Here is an 18,937-nt window from a genome sequence, read left to right on the forward strand (position 1 = left end):
AGAAGCGGTAATAGCGGAGTTTCCCTGAGATGCAACCTCAGAGGGACTTCGCTTTTTGGTTTTTAGAGGAGAAAATGGGGTAAATCTGATAGAATAAGGGTGAGTGTAAGTGACTACTAGTCGGTCGAAAGAAATAAAAATTGATGATGATTCAAAGAATATCATTTAATAGACATCAGTAAATTGAGATAACAATGGGTATTCGGGTGAAATAACCCGTGCCACTAGGTATTGATTAAGGAAAATACGTGGGGCTTAAAAGGCTGTCACACTCTAGATTATTTTGTATGAAATCAACAGGACCTGATAAAGTTCATTTCCGATCGTACATAGACATAGAAATGTAAAGGAGCAATTCATTGACCAAAAAGAAAAATGACATAACTATTCGTTCCAGTGCAGCAGAATATTTGACTTATGTGGCTTCCATTGGCGACCAAGTGAATGCCATTGAAATGCGTTATGAGGACGAGAATATCTGGCTGACACAAAAGATGATGGCAACATTGTATGACGTGAATGTCCGTACAATTAATGAGCATATAAAAAAGATTTATTCAGATTCGGAACTTGAGGAAGCGTCAACTATCCGGAATTTCCGGATAGTTCAAACTGAAGGCTCGCGCCAAGTCGCTCGTGATACGAAACATTATAATCTACAAATGATTATAGCTGTTGGATTCAAAGTGAATAAAGCAATCTATTCCTTATTCCCGACACATGTCGAGGTTCCGCTCGCGTACGGATTCCCCAAGAATGACGAATAAAGCGAGGAAATAATTGGATGCAACTAGCTACCGAGGCTCTATTATTGATGTCAAAATTAAATAGAATTAAGCATAGAAGCTGAAAGGAAACTGATAGGATGGAGAAACTAAAAAAGAATATGCTTTTCTATTTACTGTTGCTGATTGACTTTTATATTATTCCTTGGTTTATAAGAGATACAGGAAGCGCCATGATTGTTATGTTAGTAATTATCCCTCTAATGTGTTTAATGATTTCTGTTTTTTATGGGATTAGAAATGGATTTAATTTTTGGTATATATTAAGTGTAGCAATTTTCTATATCCCATCTATATTTATATTTTATAACGCAAGTGCATGGGTTTATATAGTAGGATGTGCAGTTATTGCATTGTTGGGGAATTTAATTGGGTCACCATTAAGCAAAAGATAAATTTCGCTTTGTTGATCTGGTAAATTTCCTTGTAGGGCCAGTATTACTTGATACATATAGTGAGCACTCCCTCACGAGGATACCTTAGCCTTGATACAAAAGAGGTGAACTGAAAATCCCTGCATTTTAAGTCGTTTTAAAAGTACTTTGTCTTTGAAAAGGATGAAGAAGAATCTGCAAAAAAGACCCCCTTACCGACTTACTTAAAGAAAGGAATAGCTATGATTAAAGTAAGATTTGCCACCAAAGAAGATGCTAAGTCGATTGCTAATCTATGCTCTAAAGCCTGGAAGGTGACTTATGCGGACATTTATTCTAAAGAGTATATTGATCATGTCATTGATGAATTCTATAATGTTGAACGCATTGCCAAGGAATCAAGTGAATCTTCATCTCATTGGCATGGTTATATGGTCGCACAGGAAGGCCAAAAAATACTTGGTTGCATCGGTGGTGCGATCGAAGGAGAAATAGGATCTATCTATGTCTTATATGTTGATCCGGACCGCAAAGGCCAGGGAGTTGGTAGTGCCTTACTGGATTTTTTAACCAACTATCAAAAAGAAAATTATGGCATTACTCGACAAGAGGTATTTGTTACAACAGGTAATATGATGGGGATACCTTTTTATGAAAAGAAAGGATTTGAGTTTGTGGAAGTCATTCCAAATTGGATGGATGAGCGTGAAGGCGCACAGGATAAGTATCAGAGGTTCGTATAGAAGAACATAATTTAAATAGTTTTCTGATCAAGCCTGATTAATAGCCTACGGAATATTTAAGGAATGTTCTAGGTATTTAAATACCAGTAATTCGAGTTAGAGTTATGCAAAAAATAAAAAAGTAAAATATCAGTTGGCTAGGTCACTATTTTCAATTTTAATCGAAAATAGTGACCTATTTTGTTTAACATATAGGATTTACTAAGAATAAATACCTTCTAAAAAGTTTAATATCATTGATAGCCTAACTATAATTAATCGAGTTTATACATTTTTTTGATAATACCACTATCTTTTTTAATGTTTTAATCGTTATATATTATATAAGGCTATTTTGGACATAGGAGAATTGTTAGATATGAGCATAGATTTTTTTCTTGTCTGTCGCATTAGAAATGGTGATGATGAGGCTGCAGAAATAATAATTCGAAAATATTATATGAAAGTCTTTGACTACTGCAAATATCATTCCAAGAATATACATATAGCCGAAGATTTAACACAAGAGGTATTTTTAATTTTTTTAAAGAAAATTGATCAATATAAACATAGGGGTAAACTTTTAAATTATTTATATACGATTGCTCGCAATAAATGTATTGATGAGAGAAAAAAAGAAAGTAATAAAGATATTTCAATTGAATGGATTGCCTATGATGTATCATCAAGTGTTATTGAATCGGAAAGAACAATAGAATCTTTATATGTTAGGGAAGCGGTTGAAAAACTACCATCAGATCTTAGAGAGGTTATAATCATGTATTATTTTCTTGATATAAAACAGCGAGAAATTGCTGATATATGTGGTATTTCATTAGAACTTGTAAAATACAGATTGAAGAAAGGTAAAGAAATGATAAAAAAGTATATAGGAGGTGAAATATGAAAAAGATAGTTTTTTTTGATGATAGAGTAGAAAAAATTCTCAAAAATATGAATAAACAAAATGAGCAGAAACCATCTAAAGAAGCAATAGATAGCTTAGTTCTCAAAGCTAGAGAATTGATCAATAGCAAAGATAATGAAAATAGAATTGGATTTTTTGAATTTATTATTTTACAAGTTCGAATCATGAAAAAAGAGTGGTGGTTTGCGCAAGCATTTTTGCTTTTTATTGCAGCAAAATGGTTATCTATTTCGGATGGTGAAGCTTATGTACAAAGAGGGTTAAGCATAATAGCCTCATTGTTTGTGATACTCGTAATTCCTGAGTTATGGAGGAATATTGAGAATAAATCAATAGAGATTGAGGAAACTTCAATTTTCAATTTGCGAAAAATATATGCCGCTAAACTGATTGCTTTTGGTTTTATTGATACTACCATTTTGACACTGTTTTGTATTTATGCTGTGCAGATGCAAGAAATCATGTTTGCAGATATTTTAAAGCAATTTATATTTCCAATTATGATTACTTCAATGATCTGTATGAAGGCATTTTCCGGAAGAAAATATTTTAACCAACTTATAACAATGATTATATGTATTGCTGTAAATATGGTTTGGATGATAATTGTATTAAACGAGCATATCTATTTAAAAATAACGCCTTTTGTTTGGGTAGTGATGTTTAGTATAAGTATCTTATTAACAATTTATTATATTAGGAAAGCCCTACACAATAACATTAGACACTTCGAGGTGAAAATCAATGAGTTTAATTTTGAATAAAGTTAAAAAAAATTTTGGAAATATGATGGCTGTTGACAATGTTTCGATTGAAATGGAAGCAGGACTATACGGATTACTGGGTTCAAATGGTGCAGGCAAGACTACGCTTATGAGAATGCTATGTACCGTTTTGAAGCCTACAGAAGGTTCTATATATTATGATGGTGTGGATATATTTAAGATGGATGCTCAATATAGGGATATTATAGGTTATCTTCCACAAGAATTTGGATTTTATCCAAATCTTAGCGTAAAGGAGTATCTTGCCTATATTGCTTCGTTAAAAGGTTTAAAGAATAAAGTGGCAGAAAAGCGTATTGATATTTTACTAGAAACAACAGGAATGAAGGAACATTCGCTTAAAAAAATGAAAAAGCTATCCGGAGGAATGAAGAGGCGTGTAGGTATTGCTCAGGCATTATTAAATGATCCTAAAATACTTATACTTGATGAACCTACGGCTGGACTTGATCCAATTGAAAGGATAAGATGTAGAAATTTATTAGGGGAACTTGCAAAAGGTAAGATTGTACTTTTATCTACACATATCGTTTCTGATATAGAAGCTATTGCCAAGAAAGTATTTGTCATGAAAGAAGGTCAAATTATAAAAGAAGGTACAGTTGAAGAATTATGTTCAAACATTCCTTGTAAGGTTTGGCTGTATTGTTTAAAGACTGATGAAGCAGAAGGATTTATCAGTAGATTTAAAAGTTCTATCAGTGCGATAAATAATAATGGGAAATATACAGAAGTACGAATTTTATCAGAAAATAAGCCGGATGATAATGCTAGGTGTGTTGATGCCACGCTTGAAGATTTGTTTTTCTATTACTTTGGGATAGAAGGTGGATATAAACATGATTAGATATGAAATTAATATAGTATTTAGTAATCGTATAAATAGGCTTGTATTACTATTTTTATTGGTCATAGCAGTCGTTTTAAGCCTATTTGCTGTATGGAGTGTAAGTTATGTAGATAAGGATGGGATTACCCATGATGGATTATTTGCTGCAAGGCAATTAACTGAAGCTAAAACGGAATATGCAGGGAAATTAAACTCTGATATTTTTGAAGATATAGTAAATACAGATAAGGAAATTAAAAGTGAATATGGAAACAATATCCCAGAGAACATATATGCTAATAATATGCAAAAATATAGGGATATAAAAGATTTTATGGTTAGCACTATATCTTATGGAGGCGATATTGATTATGCAAGATTTGATGCATTAGATGTAGATATGGCAAGAAACATGTATGCTATAAGAGATGATAACATCGTTCACTTAATCGACGAATATGGAACTACAGAGGGTAAAAAAGAGTTTTTGAAGAAACAATATTCAAAGCTTGTTACTCCATTTGATTACTCACCTGCAGATTCATGGATTACTATGGGGCTATATGCAACAACATACGCAATAATATTGATTATATCTATATCATTTATTACATCTGGAATATTTTCTGAAGATTTCAAACTGAAAGCGGAGTCTGTTTTCTTTAGCACAAAATTAGGTAGAAGCAGGGGGACTAAGAATAAGATAGTAACAGGATTGTTTATGGCGACAATTATTTATTGGGGAGCAATGCTTATTCTTTCAATTATATCCTTTGCATTTATGGGTGTCAGTGGAGCTAATTCACCAATTCAAATTGAATATAGTTATTGCATGTACAACTATACATTTTTAGAAAGATATTTTGTTATAATGTTTGCGGGTTATGTAGGGAGTTTGCTTTCAAGTGTATTGACAATGCTTGTATCAGCTAAAACACATTCACCACTTATAAGCTTATGCGTTCCTATGATATTATTTGTGGTATCTCCATTTATTGGTAGAGTATTACCGTTTGATGGCTTTTTCAACATAACACCGGATCAGTTAATAAATGTATATAACTGTATTAAGATACCTTTATTGTATCAATTTTTAGGGAATGTAGTTATGCAGATACCTATGATAATAGTGATGTATTCGGTTATTGTAATCATAACGGTTCCATTTATTTATTTAACATTTAGCAAATGTTGTCAAAACTAAGTTTCTAATTAATCAGCTATAAAGAGGTATGTAGCTTGTTGCAGTGCAAATTAGGGATCCCATATGTATTATCGTCTAACACATTCAAATCATCTTAATAAGGAAAAATAGTTTACTTAGAATGGTAAATGATTTTTAAGTAAAATAAACCGTTGTATTTTTTACTTAAAATAGATAAGATATAATTCCTTTTTATCTATAATGTCGACTCGCATCATGTCAAGGCAGGGACACTGCTTGTGAAGACGTGTTAGTGACTGAAGAAGTAGCTATCTTACCCATGCACTGATAGCCCAAGAATGATGAGCAAAGCGAGAAAAGGATTGGTTGGTGTTAAAAACTGCATCCTCTCAATATTTGAATTTGATGCGAAAAAAAACTAATATACTCTTGACCTGTCCCTTAGGGGGTGGCCTATCCTTTAACTAGGAGGTGCGATATCATGCTTAGAAATGAAATTCAAGAGAAGACGGGTTTGACTCGAAAAGCAATTGAGTATTATGAAGAAAAAGGATTGATTCAGCCATTGAAATTAGACAATGGCTATCGAGACTATCGAGAGGAAGATTTAGAGATACTCAATAAGGTCTCACTATTTAGAAAATTAGGGCTTAGTATCGCAGAGATCAAGGAGTGTTTATCATCAAAGGGAAGCTCACTATCTTCGATTCTTAGAGGAAAAGAACATCAACTAGAAATTGAACAAAAAAGAAAAGAAGTTATAGAATTAATTCTTAACAAGGAAAAGAAAAATGTTATCGATGATAAGATAGCTTTGATTGAATTAGAAGAAAGTATCTATGAAAAGCTGTTAAATGCCTTTCTTGGCTATTTTGGACAATTAATATTCTCTGCCTATCAGCCATTTTTAACCGAAACGCTTGACCCAAAAGGTCAGGCTGCATACCAGGAATTTGTAGCCTATTTGGATCGTCTACCTGCATTTAGACTGAGTAAAGAAGAACAAGCCTATATCGAAAAAGTTAGCGCTAGTTATGATATGAAACTTTTAAATGAAGTTAATGCATCAAAGATTGAGGCTATCGAAAATTATGAACATTGGTTAGAAGAAAATAAGGAGATCATCGCTCAATATCAAGATTATAAAAAGAGTGATGATTATCAAAATAGTCCCATGAAAACAATTCAAGACAAGTTGCAAAGCTATATGCTCGATAATAAATACTATGACACAGCGATTCCACTCATAAGAAAGTTTAGCAAGAGCTATGATGACTATTATCAAAAATTACTCCTAGCAAATGATCAATATATAGCATTCAATCAATAAATTATAAGCTGAGAAGCCCCCAAAAAATTAGACCAAAAAGCTAATCTTTGGGGGTCTTTGTATGAGTAATATGAGTGACAAAATACTTGAACAAAAATAGGACTAATACTTGAATAGAAAGGTTAAAAAGCCAATTTAAAAAGATATCCGATATGGAATTAGTTCTAAATAGTCTTGGATTATAGGACCTTACACTTTATAATTTATTTAGATTCAGTTCCAAAGTGGAAATAATCCAAAATGGAGAGAAGTATAGGTTTAAGGAAATAAAGCGTGATATTTACTTAATCATCGATTTTATAATTTTTTGATTTAGATTGATAGGGGATATGAGCTAAGATCAGTTAGAATATAAGGAGAGAAAGATGGAGCATGATTGTGGTTTTAGAGAAGGAAATAAGTGGTTTAGATATCGAGCAGCAGCAATCATAGTCGAAGATAATTGTGTCTTGTTTGCAGGAAATGATGTTGATCCCTATTACTACTCCATTGGCGGAGGCGTCCATTTAGGAGAAACATCAACAGAAGCTGTAAAAAGGGAAGTCTTTGAGGAAACAGGGGTTGAATACGAGGTAGACCACCTTGCCGTGATCCACGAAAATTTCTTTGTCGGAAGTTCTGACCTAGAGGGCGTCGATTGCCATGAGATTACCTTCTATTACAGGATGAAAGCAAAGGGCAATAAGACTCTTAATAGCCAGAGCCTGACTAAGGGTGGAGTAAAAGAGTCGATGCACTGGATACCCATTGATGAGCTTGAAAAATATAAGGCTTATCCATCATTTATGAAAGAATACCTTCAATCTGACCCTATCGGCGTTTGTCATATCATTACCGATGAAAGGAATTAATGTAGCTAAGCTTATTCATCTATTAAATTTTAACAAGGTATTTCACTAGTGAAAAAAGGCTGTTCCAATATGTATGCAGGGAAAATCAGTTGAAATGTTTAGTGAACACTTGCATAACGTTGAGACTCTAGTGTTGATGACAAGGACAAATTAGAAGTTGTAGGGGGTAATAAAGATGTGCTTAATATGTGAAAGAATAGAAATGATTAAAAATAATGAGAATCAATATTTCGTAAAAGAATTAGAAACCGGTTATGTTGTGTTGGGAGACAATCAACATTTTAAGGGATATACGATTTTTTTATGTAAACAACATAAGACAGAACTTTTTGAATTAGAAAAGAATTTTAAATTGAAATTCTTAGAAGAAATGTCATTAGTAGGGGAGGCTGTATATAAAGTTTTTAATGCAGATAAAATTAACTATGAACTACTTGGTAATGGAGATTCACATCTACACTGGCATTTGTTTCCAAGGATAACGGGTGATATAGAAAACTATGGTAATAAAGGAAAAGGTCCAGTTTGGTGGTATCCTATGGAATTAATGTATAGTGATTCGAATCGTCCATCAGATACTGAATTAATGGCATTAAAAGAGAAGCTAATAGCTGAACTTAATAAAATATTTAATAACTAATTATATTTTGTATTGGCATCATTTTTAAGTTGGATTTATAAATGGTGCCAATTTTTTATTTTATTAAAACGAATTGTCAAAAGCATTTCCCAAGAACAAATGTTTTATAAATGATATAATATTATTGACAGCTCCAACTATTTTGGAAATTGAAACAGTTCAAATAAAAGGTAAGAATTTGTTTTATAATAATGGAGGAAAAATGTCAAAGATAAAAAAAGATACTATTCAAGCTCAGGGATTTTCGATAGAAGTCTACACCGAAGACTTTAAAAATGATTATATTAGTTTAACTGATATTTCCAAGTATAAAAACGATGATGATCCTAGATTTTTAATTCAAAACTGGATGAGAAATAGAATTACCTTAGAATTCATTGGCCTATGGGAACTTCTAAATAATTCAAATTTTAACCGTGTGCAATTCGACACTTTTAGAAGTGAAGCAGGTTTAAATAGATTTACAATGACACCTAAAAAGTGGATTGAAACAACCAATGCAATTGGAATTTACATAGAGAGATCTCAAAAATAAATTATAAGATTCATACAGATGCAATCAAGGAGTATCTTTTGGAAGACTTAACTGATGCACAGTTGGCTTTTAAATATGCAAGTGAGGCTGATATGCTTAATGTGTCTTTATTCAATAAAAGAGCTAAAGAGTGGCGAGAAGAAAATCCTGATTTTAAAGGAAATATGAGAGATTATGCTAGTTTGGAAGAACTATTGGTATTAGTTAATATGGAAAGTTATAATGCAATTTTGATTGAAAAGGGAATGGGTCAAAAAAATAGAATGATAGAATTGAGAAATTTAGCAAAGAAGCAGCTGATGTCTTTAGAGAAAATTAGCGATAACGAAATTAAAAAGTTATACTAATTTTATCGCTCTAAATTCAAAGAATGAATATATTGACATGTTTATTAATACGATACCATGACCAAAAACCCCATGATATGTTTGCCAATACGAGGAAAATACTAAAAAAGTCAATGATATGTTTGCGAAAACGTAAAAATGGACTTTTATCCATAGTGTCGATTCAAGCCATGTTGAGTGCATAGTATTGATTGAAAAAGTGAAAGAGTAGGGAATAATCTTTCAGCTGTATGATGTGTTATTCATGTTCAGAGGGCTGATTTATTCATATTAGGATAAAAAATAAACTTTAGAACTTTAATTCAAAGTTTTTGAGTAGTATGTGGAAATCGGTCAATAATAAGACTATTAGACTAGTTGTTTATTATTTAATACTTTAAAAGTTATTAAGATAGAACAAGTTAACAAGATATTTAGTCGTTTGTTTGATGCATCACATTGCTAAAAAGTAGCGATCAATTAGGTGGGAAAAATTTGATCAATGTTGGTGTATACGAAGCAAAGTTGCGTAAATCACGGCGAGTGACGCTAAAGGGCATGGCTGATACGATAGCAATTACATCACCATATTTAAGTGATATAGAAAAATGAAGAAGAGATTCATTTGATATTGATAAATTGAATTTAATCTATCTGTGCACAAGTAAAAATAAAAGGAGAAAAAATGGCAATACAAAAGAACGACTTTCCTATTTTAGAATTTGATAATAATCCAAAGGCTGTAATTATGCCTGATCATGAAAGGCTAGGATTAGAGTTACCGAAAAAATGTGTGTATGCATTTTTAGGAGAATATATAGATGAATTTGCTAAAGAAAATAAGGCTAATAAAGTAGATGAATTTGACTCGATTACAAAAATATATCCTATTTATGAAATTCAATATAAAAATGAAACTGTCTGTATAGTTCAAGCTCCAATGGGGTCTGCACCTGCTACTCAATTATTGGATTGGCTAATTTCCTATGGAGTAAAGGAAATAATTAGTACAGGTACATGTGGTAGCTTAGTCGATCTTCCAGAAAATACTTTCTTAGTTCCTAAAGTAGCACTTAGGGATGAAGGAACGAGTTATCATTACCTTCCTGCAGCTAGATATATTGAAATAGACGGGCGAGCACTTGATGCAATTGAAAAAACATTAAATGAACATGGCTTAAAATACAAAGAAATAATGACTTGGACTACAGATGGGTTTTACAGGGAAACAAAAGATTTTGTTGCTTATAGAATAGAAGAAGGCTGTTCAGTTGTTGAGATGGAATGCTCTGCACTCGCAGCATGTGCAAAATTAAGAAAAGTTATATGGGGACAAATCTTATTTACAGCTGATTCCTTAACAGATGTAGAAAAATATAATACCAGAAATTGGGGCGGAGATTCTTTTGAGTATTCTCTTACTTTAGCTCTGGATGCAGTAATAAATATTGGGCAATGTAATTAGACACCGGTGGATTAAATAGATATGTTTCCAAATACGAACAGAGCAACAAGACATACTTAACGTTCACTCGTTTCATGTCGAGACGGTAACCCAACTTGTTAAGGAGCGAAGTGACGAAGAAATGTAGAGGTTCCACCCATGCACGGAACTCCCAAGAACGACGAACAAAGTGAGGAAGTGATTGGTTAAGTTCGGCTGCTGAGGCCGTGTCCTCTTAACGAAACAAGCGTAAGCGTCAGTTGAGTTTAGAGACACAATTGGTCTGCGACGATAGGAGCAGAGCTTCATTTGGAAGACAAGGAACGAAGTGACGAAGTAAGAATTACGGAGACCTGTGCGATAGCTGTGGAACAACGAGACGTACGGATATCGTAGGCGTAATGAAATGATTCGATGATAGCTACTGACAAGTATATATATTAAATATTAAATCTTATATTTTTGGCTATGTTGAATTTTAGCCATCAGGGTGCTGAACAACAAATTTTATCGAGTGGGTATTAGAATTTGGAATTCAAATTGAAATTCATGGAGGCAAGTTATAAACATTGCCTCTATTATTTATCATCACAAATAGAACGTATGTTCTTTTTGTGGCATAATCGATTTATAAAGTACTAATGACAAAATATATTTTTTAGCTAGGAGGATCTATGAATAGGGATGAGATAGTAATTCGGTCAAGCGCTGCAGAATATTTAACGTTTGTTGCATCTACTGGTGAAAATGAAGAAAGTTTTGAGATGCGATATGAAGACGAGAATATTTGGTTAACTCAGAAGATGATGGCTGAATTATATGATGTAGATGTAAGGACAATTAATGAGCACATAAAGACTATCTATACAGATCAGGAATTAAGTGAGAATTCAACTATCCGGAAATTCCGGATAGTTCAAACTGAAGGAGTTAGGCAGGTAAGACGCGAATTGATTCACTATAACCTTCAAATGATTATATCTGTTGGTTTTAAAGTCAATAATCAAAGAGCTGTTCAGTTTCGTAAATGGGCGGGGCAAATTGTTAAGGACCATACTATTCAAGGTTGGACCATGGATAAAGAACGGTTAAAAAAAGGGCATATGTTTACAGACGAATATTTTGAACGACAGCTTCAATATATTCGAGAAATTCGTTTTTCTGAACGAAAGTTTTATCAAAAAGTAACCGACTTATATACAACAGCTTTTGATTATGATAAAGATTCTCGGACGACAAGAAAGTTCTTTCAGACAGTACAAAATAAATTACATTATGCAGTTCATCGCCATACAGCCTCAGAGTTGATTGTTGAAAGAGCAAATTCTAGAAAAGAGAATATGGGGCTTACCTCTTGGGAAAGTGCTCCCGAGGGGAAAATAATTAAGTCTGATGTTGTCATTGCTAAGAACTATTTGACGGGTGACGAAATGAATTTTTTAGAAAGAATTGTTTCTATGTATTTAGACTATGCTGAAATACAAGCAGAAAGAAAAATTCCAATGAGTATGGAAGATTGGGCGAATCGTTTAGATAGTTTTATTGAATTTAACGGTAGAGATTTATTGATAGGTCCTGGAAAAATCTCTGCCGAACAAGCGAAATTACATGCTGAAAGTGAATTTGAGAAGTTCAGGATTATACAAGACCGCACATTTGTTTCTGACTTTGATCGGTTTTTATTAGAAGGAGAAGAGTAAATATGAAAACTTTATTTTTAACGAGTTCTTTTCTAGGAACATCTGAAAAATACGTTAAGGAAATTGAACCAAAATTAAAGAGAAAATGCGTAACATTTGTTGACACAGCTAGTAAAGTTGAAGAATACACTAAATATGTAGATGATGCGAGAAAGTGGTTCTTGGAAAATGATTATAATTTGACGGAGTTAGACTTTTCGGTTGAAAAGAAAGATAAAATTATTAAAATACTCGAAGCTACAGACTTGCTTTATATTAGTGGAGGGAACTCATTCTTTCTATTACAAGAAATAGAAAAGAAAGATTTAAAAGAAGTCATCAGTGAAAAAATTTCAAGAGGTATGATTTATGTCGGAGAGTCAGCAGGCGCTATTATTTCTGCTCAGGACATCGAATATTCAGCTTTAATGGATGATCAATCGAAGGCACAGAATCTCAAATCTACAGCTGCATTAGGATTGATTTCTAAATATATTGTTCCGCATTTTGGTGAAATTCCGTTTGTTGAAAGTGCACAAGCTATCGTTGATAAGTATACTGATTTAGACTTACTTTTGATGGATAATCATACGGCGGTGTTGTACCAAGATGATGAGATTAATATTTTAGAATAATATTTACATCAATACTTTATATCCAATATTTCAAAATCAATCCAGCTCTTAATAACGACGCATGTCGAGGCGGTGACGCTATTTGTGAAGACGCGTTAGCGACTGAAGAATCACCTGTCCTGCCCGTGCACGGCTTGCCCAAGAATGACGAGCAAAGCGAGGAAATGATTGGGTGCAATCGGCTACTGAAGCGGTAGTATTGATGTGTAGAAAATAAGATAATAGTCTATAGGACTGTTGAAATCAATGGCTTTTAGGGTTTTAAAAGAAATCAGTTCTATAATAAATTAAAAATCGTGTTGGTAGAAAATTGTCTACTTCTACCAACACGATTTTACAAAGAGCCAGTACTTACATCTCTTTTTCTCCTGTAAAACTATTGTATCTTGATACTTTAAGGAGTTTCAATCATTCGATCTGTTAACCGTTATTTTTTGGATCTAATCTTAATAATATAGCATTAATGGCGACGATGACTGTTGACACAGACATTAGGATTGCTCCTAATGCAGGGCTTAATGTGATACCAATAGGAGCCAAAATTCCTGCAGCTAGAGGAATAGCTATAAAGTTATAACCAGCTCCCCAAAAGAGATTTTGTTTCATTTTACGAGTTGTTTTGTGTGCTAATTCAATGAATGATTCAATATCTCCTGGATCAGATTGAGTCAAGATGACATCAGCTGAATCCAATGCCACTTGAGTTCCTGCACCGATCGCTATTCCAACATCTGCCAAGGCAAGAGAAGGAGCATCATTGACACCGTCACCTACCATGATAACTTTTTTCCCTTCTTCTTTAAGTGTTTTTACTAACTCATATTTGTCTTGTGGAGATTGATTTGATCTATATTCAATCCCTAAATCTTCCGCCGCTCCTTGAGCCGCTTTTTCATTATCACCTGTTGCCATAATTGGCTCTATATTGTTATTTTTAAGAGCTTCTATTAACTCTTTACTTGTTGCTTTTAATTCGTCTCCTAAGGCTACAGCACCAATAGCTTCATCATTTTCTACTAAGACACTGAGGGTTGCTCCTTTTGGAATATCCATATCTAGATTACGTCCATATGCTTTTTGACTGATTAGTTGGTATCGGTGCCCATTGGCTTTACCTTCTACGCCAGCACCGGAAATTACATCAATGGAATCAAAGGATACTGGACTTACACCTTCTTGGTCGGCGAAGCTTATAATTGATTGAGCAATCGGGTGGCTAGATCCTCCTTCAATACCTGCCAGTAAGGCAATGATTTCCTCTTTTGTATATTTTTCATTAAAAAGTTCAACATCTAATACTTTAAATTCACCTGTTGTTAAAGTACCTGTCTTATCTAAAATCATCACATCTGCATCTTGAGCTATTTCTAAGGCTTGGCGGTCTTTTACTAGTAAGCCACGGCTAGCTCCTAAGCTTGTGCTACGGGCGGTTACCAATGGAATAGCTAGACCCAATGCGTGTGGACAAGCTATAACTAATGTTGTGATAGCAAATTTTACTGCCGTTGGGATGTCCGCTATAAGCGTCCATACTACAAAAGCTATTAGTGCGGCAGTTACCGCAATATAGAACAGCCATCCCGCAACTTTTTGAGCAATATTTTCTGCACGAGAAGGTTGACTTTGAGCTTGGCTGATTAAATCCTGTACTTGAGAGATAAAGGACTTATCACCTGTCTCAATCACTTTAATATAAAGAACCCCTTCTCCATTTGTTGAGCCTCCGATTACTTCATCGCCAGGACCTTTTTTAACTGCTTTTGATTCTCCAGTCAAAAGAGCTTCATTTAAACGTGATTCGCCACGCTCGATAGTTCCGTCTGCTGGCACATTTTCTCCGGCTTGAACACGAATTAAATCACCTACCTTTAAGTCAGCAACTGGTCGTGTTTCAATTGAATCATCTTCTAATACAACGTGAGCATCTTTTGGTACTAGCTTAGCCAGTTCTTCTTGTGCATCTCCTGCTTCTCCAATAGCTTTCATCTCAATCCAGTGACCTAATAACATGATTAATAGTAATGAAGCAAATTCAAAGAAAAAATCCATAATTTGTTCACCTGTTACGTAGTTTGCTATTACAGTATAAATACTATATAAATATGAAACACTTAAACCTAAAGAAACGAGAGCCATCATTCCAGGTTCTTTTTGTTTAAATTCGTCAACTGCCCCTTGATAGAATGGACGTCCACCATAAATAATTAATATAGTAGATAAAATAACTACTACAATATCAGAATATGGAAAGGTAAACTGGAATGGTAGGTCAAACCCAGCCATAGGGGATAAGAGCATAATAATGATTCCTAGTGGTAATGACTTTAAGAAAAGTTCCTTAAAGTTACCGTGATGATGATGCTCATGCCCACCGTGCCCACCGTGTTCATGACCAGCATGATGATCGTGATGTTTATGGTCTTTATGTTGTTCCGTTTTGCTATTGTTGTGTTTCAAGTGATCCATTTCGCCGTGATTATGGTGACGGTGAGACATATGTTTGTTGTTATTCTTCATTTTAAATTCCTCCTTATACTTAATGATGATGTAAATGACACTCGCATTGTCCTTTTGGACAATTGCATTCTACTTCTTCTACTGCGAAAGATTTTTTCATCTCTAATATTTTTTCTAGTCGATCTATATCATCGAAGCTTAAGACATGGTCTTCAATGATGCTTCCTATTACATTTCCGACTTTCTTTTTGCAAATACGGTTAAAAATATCTTCTGCATAATCCCTTACGGCTCCTTTCTCTTCAATATTGGCAGTGTAAATAAACTTTCTGCCTTCTTGCTCTGTATTTAGTACGCCTTTTTCAACTAGTCGGCCTAAGATCGTTTTAATAGTGGATTGTGTCCAGTCCATTTTTTCATTCAATATGGAGATGACTTTTTTACTAGTTACTCGATCATTCGCCCAAACTACACGCATGACTTCCCATTCAGCATCTGTGATATGAGTATTAAGTTCTTTTGTGTTCATTTTCCTTTCCCCCTTTTTGTTTACAGATGTAAACAAGCATGCTCAAAATAAGTCTACTATTGTAAACGAAATATGTCAAGTTTTTTAATAAATGTAAGCAACGATTAATGCGTTTGTTTTTCAATTTATTCCCAGTACGATTTATAAGGTTATCATTGATTTACATTTATCGCTTTTTTAATTCCTTATTTTTAATAATATGTTCCAAATATGATAAATACGATGATATCTTTTCTGAATTTATTGTTTGGCTAAATATATAGTCATAAATTTCACAAATTCTACCTTTCATTTTTCGTGATAGTTTGTTTAATTCACTTCAGGAACTATACTCAAAATTTGTCGATTTATTTAAATGAAAGTTGTGCAATTGATTCATCTTATTAAGAAAAATATGGAGAAGTTTTTCACAAGAATATAGGGGCTATTGTTTAAAAATTAGTGACTATGTAAGGTTTACAACCGATTTTTATTCTGTACTCTTATCCAATGGATTTAATGGGCTAAAACTTTGAGATGGTGTTAAAAATCAAGGACTAAAATTAAAAAGTGATTTTATGTCAATTGGTTATTGTGCAAGTTTCGAAGATTATATAGTAATAAATTTAAAATTTGTCTTTATATAAAGGTTATAGGAGAAATCTTCACACAATAACTATAAAGCTTGAAATATCAATGTAAGAAAAGGTGATAGAATCAAGTTTCGTTGATAAGATAAAAGTAAAAAGAAGACCGATTAGTGAATTCTACGGCCAAGGGAATAGATGTCTAAGGGTTCGAAACAGCTTGAAATTAATAAGTTTATGAAGTTTGAACTAGATAATTATCTGACTAATTTTTTATTAAAAGACTACGCAGCTTTGAAAATAGTGAATGAGATGATTCAATATTAGATAAATAATGTTTGTTCTATCTAACCTTATGTATATACAATCTTCGTAGTTTGAGTGGATATCTATCAGCAAACTTGACAAAATCTGACAATTTAACTAAAGTTTAAGTAATATTTAAAGGAAAGGTGGGAAAATTGTGAAGTTATTTCTTCAAATGTCTCCAATGGCAACTTCCAAAGCACAATGTATTTGCAGTCAATTTTTGATTGTCTAAAAAATTAAACATTTTGAAAGGAGAAATAATGGAAACAATAGTATCCGCTTTATTAGTTTTTGTCTCTACATCGATTGATTACTTAGTTGTTTTGACTATTTTATTCGCCAGTCAAGGCAAGAAAGCCTTGAAATCAATTTATGCAGGACAGTATTTAGGTACAGGATTGCTTGTACTGATTAGTCTAATTGCCGCTTACTTTTTAAATTTTATCCCACAAGATTGGATTATCGGACTTCTTGGTCTAATCCCACTAGGTCTTGGTATAAGAGCAATCTTTGTGGATGAAGATATTGATGAAGAAGACATCGAGGGAAAAATTACCGCAGATGGATCAAAAATATTAGCATTTACAAGTTTAACAGTAGCAATGGGTGGAGATAATTTAGGAATTTATATTCCCTATTTTACAGGACAGAGTTTGATTGAGATTGGTATAAGTTTAGTAATATTTGCGTTAGGGATATTGATTCTATGCAAATTATCTCAAAATCTCGCTTCAATTTCTGCTATCGGAGAGACTGTAGAAAAGTACGAAAAAATAATTGTACCAGTCGTGTTTATTGGACTCGGTCTCTATATAATGATTGAAAATGGAACGATTAATTATTTCATATCTCTAATCACGAGTTAAGAGTCTATTTTTATATTTTAGGACCTATTAAAGGAAATCTTTGGTAGGTCTTTTTTGTTTATTTAGAATTATCTTATCTGTCTCAAGAAATATAAGAAGCAAGAATTGTGTAATATGTTAAAAATAAGTCATATTTTATCCATACTGACCACTCAAGCCATGTGGAGACTGTGGCGTTGATACAAAAGATACAATCTTATAAATCTTGCATTTTAAGCAGTTTTACAAGCGTTTTGTCTTGGATAAAGACAAAGAAGGATACGTCAGAAAGACTCAAAAAAATCCATGACATAAGAGTAGTTTTAAAACTAGTATGAGAAAACACAAAAAATATAATTAACTCATTTTGTACTTTCTATAGGAGCAGCTTAAAAAGCTGTTCTTTTTTATTGAATGTAGTAAGGATTCGTTACATCCAAAAAATAAAAATCTAAGACGACTCATAAAATACAGTAGACTATTTAAAGTAGAAGATGAAATTAGGAAATATATGGAGGTATTATCGTAATTAATATCGCGAGTATAAAAAGCAAGATAAGAAGTCTGGCAGAGAAGAAGAATCTAAAGTCGCAAGAAGTTCTGTAAATATTGTATTAAAATGTTTTTATAAAATATAAAATAGGCAAAAGTATTTAATAATGACGATGTATTGACGTTGCACGAATAATCCCATATAATTATATTAAAGGGGATGAGGAAATGGCTACAACAAATTTGAATATAAGAACAGATAAGGAAATAAAAGAAGCCGCAGAAAAAATCTACTCTAGTTTAGGTTTAAATATGACGACTGCAATTAATATGTTTTTAAGGGCAAGTATTAGAGAAAGTGGCATTCCTTTTGATTTAAAACTTAATGTTCCAAGTGATGAAACTATAAAAGCGATTGAAGAAGGAAGAATGATCGCAAAAGATAAGCAGGTCAGAGCTTATGATAATATGGATGACTTGAGGAAAGCCCTTGAAGTATAAAATAAAGTTTACAAAGAGATTTAAAAAAGATCTAAAGCAAGCTAAAAAACAAGGAAAAGATATTGAAAAACTCTTCGATGTTATTGAAAAAATAGCAAAAAATGAAGCTCTTGACGAGAAATATAGAGATCACTCATTAGTTGGAAATTACAAAGGGACTCGAGAATGTCATATAGAGCCAGATTTTTTGTTGATATATGAAAAAATAGA

At 33.0% G+C, this 18,937-nt stretch carries 17 protein-coding genes and 3 pseudogenes; 18 read left to right on the plus strand and 2 right to left on the minus strand.

Features of this window, described 5'->3' with window-relative positions; all coding sequences use genetic code 11:
- Positions 1–359 precede the first annotated feature (359 nt).
- The 14 genes and pseudogenes from rhuM to HMPREF2758_RS04895 all read left to right on the plus strand — a co-directional run.
- Positions 360–692, plus strand: a pseudogene (gene rhuM / locus HMPREF2758_RS04830) (RhuM family protein); the annotation flags it as partial.
- A gap of 173 nt (positions 693–865) precedes the next feature.
- Positions 866–1,180 carry a hypothetical protein gene (locus HMPREF2758_RS04835; protein WP_070609433.1) on the plus strand — a complete coding sequence of 105 codons (315 nt, stop codon included), beginning with the start codon at positions 866–868 and terminating at the stop codon, positions 1,178–1,180.
- 221 nt (positions 1,181–1,401) lie between these two features.
- Positions 1,402–1,902: a GNAT family N-acetyltransferase gene (locus tag HMPREF2758_RS04840; RefSeq protein ID WP_083304849.1), complete on the plus strand. Its 501-nt coding sequence runs from the start codon at positions 1,402–1,404 to the stop codon at positions 1,900–1,902.
- A 358-nt stretch (positions 1,903–2,260) separates the two neighbouring features.
- The gene (locus HMPREF2758_RS04845) at positions 2,261–2,788 is read left to right on the plus strand and encodes an RNA polymerase sigma factor (RefSeq protein WP_070609434.1); all 528 of its coding nucleotides are present in this window, start codon (positions 2,261–2,263) and stop codon (positions 2,786–2,788) included.
- Entirely contained in the window at positions 2,785–3,573 is a 789-nt protein-coding gene (locus HMPREF2758_RS04850; RefSeq protein ID WP_070609435.1) for a hypothetical protein, read from the plus strand. Before HMPREF2758_RS04845 ends, HMPREF2758_RS04850 begins: the two co-directional genes overlap by 4 nt.
- Positions 3,554–4,441, plus strand: coding sequence for an ABC transporter ATP-binding protein (locus HMPREF2758_RS04855; RefSeq protein WP_070609436.1), 888 nt, complete (start codon positions 3,554–3,556; stop codon positions 4,439–4,441). Before HMPREF2758_RS04850 ends, HMPREF2758_RS04855 begins: the two co-directional genes overlap by 20 nt.
- The gene (locus HMPREF2758_RS04860) at positions 4,434–5,627 is read left to right on the plus strand and encodes an MCP four helix bundle domain-containing protein (RefSeq protein WP_070609437.1); all 1,194 of its coding nucleotides are present in this window, start codon (positions 4,434–4,436) and stop codon (positions 5,625–5,627) included. Before HMPREF2758_RS04855 ends, HMPREF2758_RS04860 begins: the two co-directional genes overlap by 8 nt.
- A 442-nt stretch (positions 5,628–6,069) precedes the next feature.
- On the plus strand, positions 6,070–6,918 hold the full coding sequence (locus HMPREF2758_RS04865; protein ID WP_070609438.1) for a MerR family transcriptional regulator: 849 nt from the start codon (positions 6,070–6,072) through the stop codon (positions 6,916–6,918).
- 365 nt (positions 6,919–7,283) lie between these two features.
- Complete coding sequence (locus HMPREF2758_RS04870) at positions 7,284–7,769, plus strand: NUDIX hydrolase (protein WP_070609439.1); 486 nt, start codon at positions 7,284–7,286, stop codon at positions 7,767–7,769.
- A gap of 175 nt (positions 7,770–7,944) precedes the next feature.
- Positions 7,945–8,409, plus strand: coding sequence for an HIT family protein (locus tag HMPREF2758_RS04875; protein ID WP_070609440.1), 465 nt, complete (start codon positions 7,945–7,947; stop codon positions 8,407–8,409).
- A gap of 202 nt (positions 8,410–8,611) precedes the next feature.
- Positions 8,612–9,291 (plus strand): annotated as a pseudogene (locus HMPREF2758_RS04880) (KilA-N domain-containing protein).
- Positions 9,292–9,955: 664 nt separating this feature from the next.
- Positions 9,956–10,735 (plus strand): nucleoside phosphorylase, encoded by a 780-nt coding sequence (locus tag HMPREF2758_RS04885; RefSeq protein ID WP_070609441.1) that lies wholly within the window; start codon positions 9,956–9,958, stop codon positions 10,733–10,735.
- 653 nt (positions 10,736–11,388) lie between these two features.
- The gene (locus HMPREF2758_RS04890) at positions 11,389–12,414 is read left to right on the plus strand and encodes a virulence RhuM family protein (RefSeq protein ID WP_070609442.1); all 1,026 of its coding nucleotides are present in this window, start codon (positions 11,389–11,391) and stop codon (positions 12,412–12,414) included.
- 2 nt (positions 12,415–12,416) lie between these two features.
- Positions 12,417–13,028, plus strand: coding sequence for a Type 1 glutamine amidotransferase-like domain-containing protein (locus HMPREF2758_RS04895; RefSeq protein ID WP_070609443.1), 612 nt, complete (start codon positions 12,417–12,419; stop codon positions 13,026–13,028).
- 420 nt (positions 13,029–13,448) lie between these two features.
- Here HMPREF2758_RS04895 and HMPREF2758_RS04900 read toward each other — a convergent pair whose 3' ends face one another.
- Together HMPREF2758_RS04900 and HMPREF2758_RS04905 are read right to left on the minus strand one after the other, a co-directional pair.
- Positions 13,449–15,545: a heavy metal translocating P-type ATPase gene (locus HMPREF2758_RS04900; RefSeq protein WP_070609444.1), complete on the minus strand. Its 2,097-nt coding sequence runs from the start codon at positions 15,543–15,545 to the stop codon at positions 13,449–13,451.
- Between the two features lie 19 nt (positions 15,546–15,564).
- Complete coding sequence (locus HMPREF2758_RS04905; RefSeq protein ID WP_070609445.1) at positions 15,565–16,014, minus strand: CopY/TcrY family copper transport repressor; 450 nt, start codon at positions 16,012–16,014, stop codon at positions 15,565–15,567.
- Positions 16,015–17,149: 1,135 nt separating this feature from the next.
- Here HMPREF2758_RS04905 and HMPREF2758_RS04910 point away from each other — a divergent pair.
- From HMPREF2758_RS04910 to HMPREF2758_RS04920, 4 genes and pseudogenes are all read left to right on the plus strand, one after another.
- The gene (locus HMPREF2758_RS04910; RefSeq protein ID WP_070609446.1) at positions 17,150–17,755 is read left to right on the plus strand and encodes a CadD family cadmium resistance transporter; all 606 of its coding nucleotides are present in this window, start codon (positions 17,150–17,152) and stop codon (positions 17,753–17,755) included.
- A 418-nt stretch (positions 17,756–18,173) separates the two neighbouring features.
- Positions 18,174–18,263 (plus strand): annotated as a pseudogene (locus HMPREF2758_RS08855) (transcriptional regulator); the annotation flags it as partial.
- Positions 18,264–18,454: 191 nt separating this feature from the next.
- Positions 18,455–18,727, plus strand: coding sequence for a type II toxin-antitoxin system RelB/DinJ family antitoxin (locus HMPREF2758_RS04915; protein ID WP_070609447.1), 273 nt, complete (start codon positions 18,455–18,457; stop codon positions 18,725–18,727).
- A partial coding sequence (locus HMPREF2758_RS04920) for a type II toxin-antitoxin system YafQ family toxin (protein WP_070609448.1) occupies positions 18,717–18,937 on the plus strand: 221 nt, incomplete at its 3' end. The genes HMPREF2758_RS04915 and HMPREF2758_RS04920, both read left to right, overlap by 11 nt.

Origin of the sequence: Facklamia sp. HMSC062C11 (genome assembly GCF_001810675.1) — a bacterium.
Lineage (GTDB): Bacteria > Bacillota > Bacilli > Lactobacillales > Aerococcaceae > Facklamia > Facklamia hominis.

What these genes read in the sequence shown, in the direction of transcription:
- HMPREF2758_RS04840 (WP_083304849.1), top strand. Translation starts at nt 1,402, where the DNA reads ATGATTAAAGTAAGATTTGCCACCAAAGAAGATGCTAAGTCGATTGCT.
- HMPREF2758_RS04835 (WP_070609433.1), top strand. Translation starts at nt 866, where the DNA reads ATGGAGAAACTAAAAAAGAATATGCTTTTCTATTTACTGTTGCTGATT.
- HMPREF2758_RS04875 (WP_070609440.1), top strand. Translation starts at nt 7,945, where the DNA reads ATGTGCTTAATATGTGAAAGAATAGAAATGATTAAAAATAATGAGAAT.
- HMPREF2758_RS04855 (WP_070609436.1), top strand. Translation starts at nt 3,554, where the DNA reads ATGAGTTTAATTTTGAATAAAGTTAAAAAAAATTTTGGAAATATGATG.
- HMPREF2758_RS04900 (WP_070609444.1), bottom strand. Translation starts at nt 15,545, where the DNA reads ATGAAGAATAACAACAAACATATGTCTCACCGTCACCATAATCACGGC.
- HMPREF2758_RS04895 (WP_070609443.1), top strand. Translation starts at nt 12,417, where the DNA reads ATGAAAACTTTATTTTTAACGAGTTCTTTTCTAGGAACATCTGAAAAA.
- HMPREF2758_RS04870 (WP_070609439.1), top strand. Translation starts at nt 7,284, where the DNA reads ATGGAGCATGATTGTGGTTTTAGAGAAGGAAATAAGTGGTTTAGATAT.
- HMPREF2758_RS04890 (WP_070609442.1), top strand. Translation starts at nt 11,389, where the DNA reads ATGAATAGGGATGAGATAGTAATTCGGTCAAGCGCTGCAGAATATTTA.
- HMPREF2758_RS04915 (WP_070609447.1), top strand. Translation starts at nt 18,455, where the DNA reads ATGGCTACAACAAATTTGAATATAAGAACAGATAAGGAAATAAAAGAA.
- HMPREF2758_RS04905 (WP_070609445.1), bottom strand. Translation starts at nt 16,014, where the DNA reads ATGAACACAAAAGAACTTAATACTCATATCACAGATGCTGAATGGGAA.
- HMPREF2758_RS04910 (WP_070609446.1), top strand. Translation starts at nt 17,150, where the DNA reads ATGGAAACAATAGTATCCGCTTTATTAGTTTTTGTCTCTACATCGATT.
- HMPREF2758_RS04860 (WP_070609437.1), top strand. Translation starts at nt 4,434, where the DNA reads ATGATTAGATATGAAATTAATATAGTATTTAGTAATCGTATAAATAGG.
- HMPREF2758_RS04885 (WP_070609441.1), top strand. Translation starts at nt 9,956, where the DNA reads ATGGCAATACAAAAGAACGACTTTCCTATTTTAGAATTTGATAATAAT.
- HMPREF2758_RS04850 (WP_070609435.1), top strand. Translation starts at nt 2,785, where the DNA reads ATGAAAAAGATAGTTTTTTTTGATGATAGAGTAGAAAAAATTCTCAAA.
- HMPREF2758_RS04845 (WP_070609434.1), top strand. Translation starts at nt 2,261, where the DNA reads ATGAGCATAGATTTTTTTCTTGTCTGTCGCATTAGAAATGGTGATGAT.
- HMPREF2758_RS04865 (WP_070609438.1), top strand. Translation starts at nt 6,070, where the DNA reads ATGCTTAGAAATGAAATTCAAGAGAAGACGGGTTTGACTCGAAAAGCA.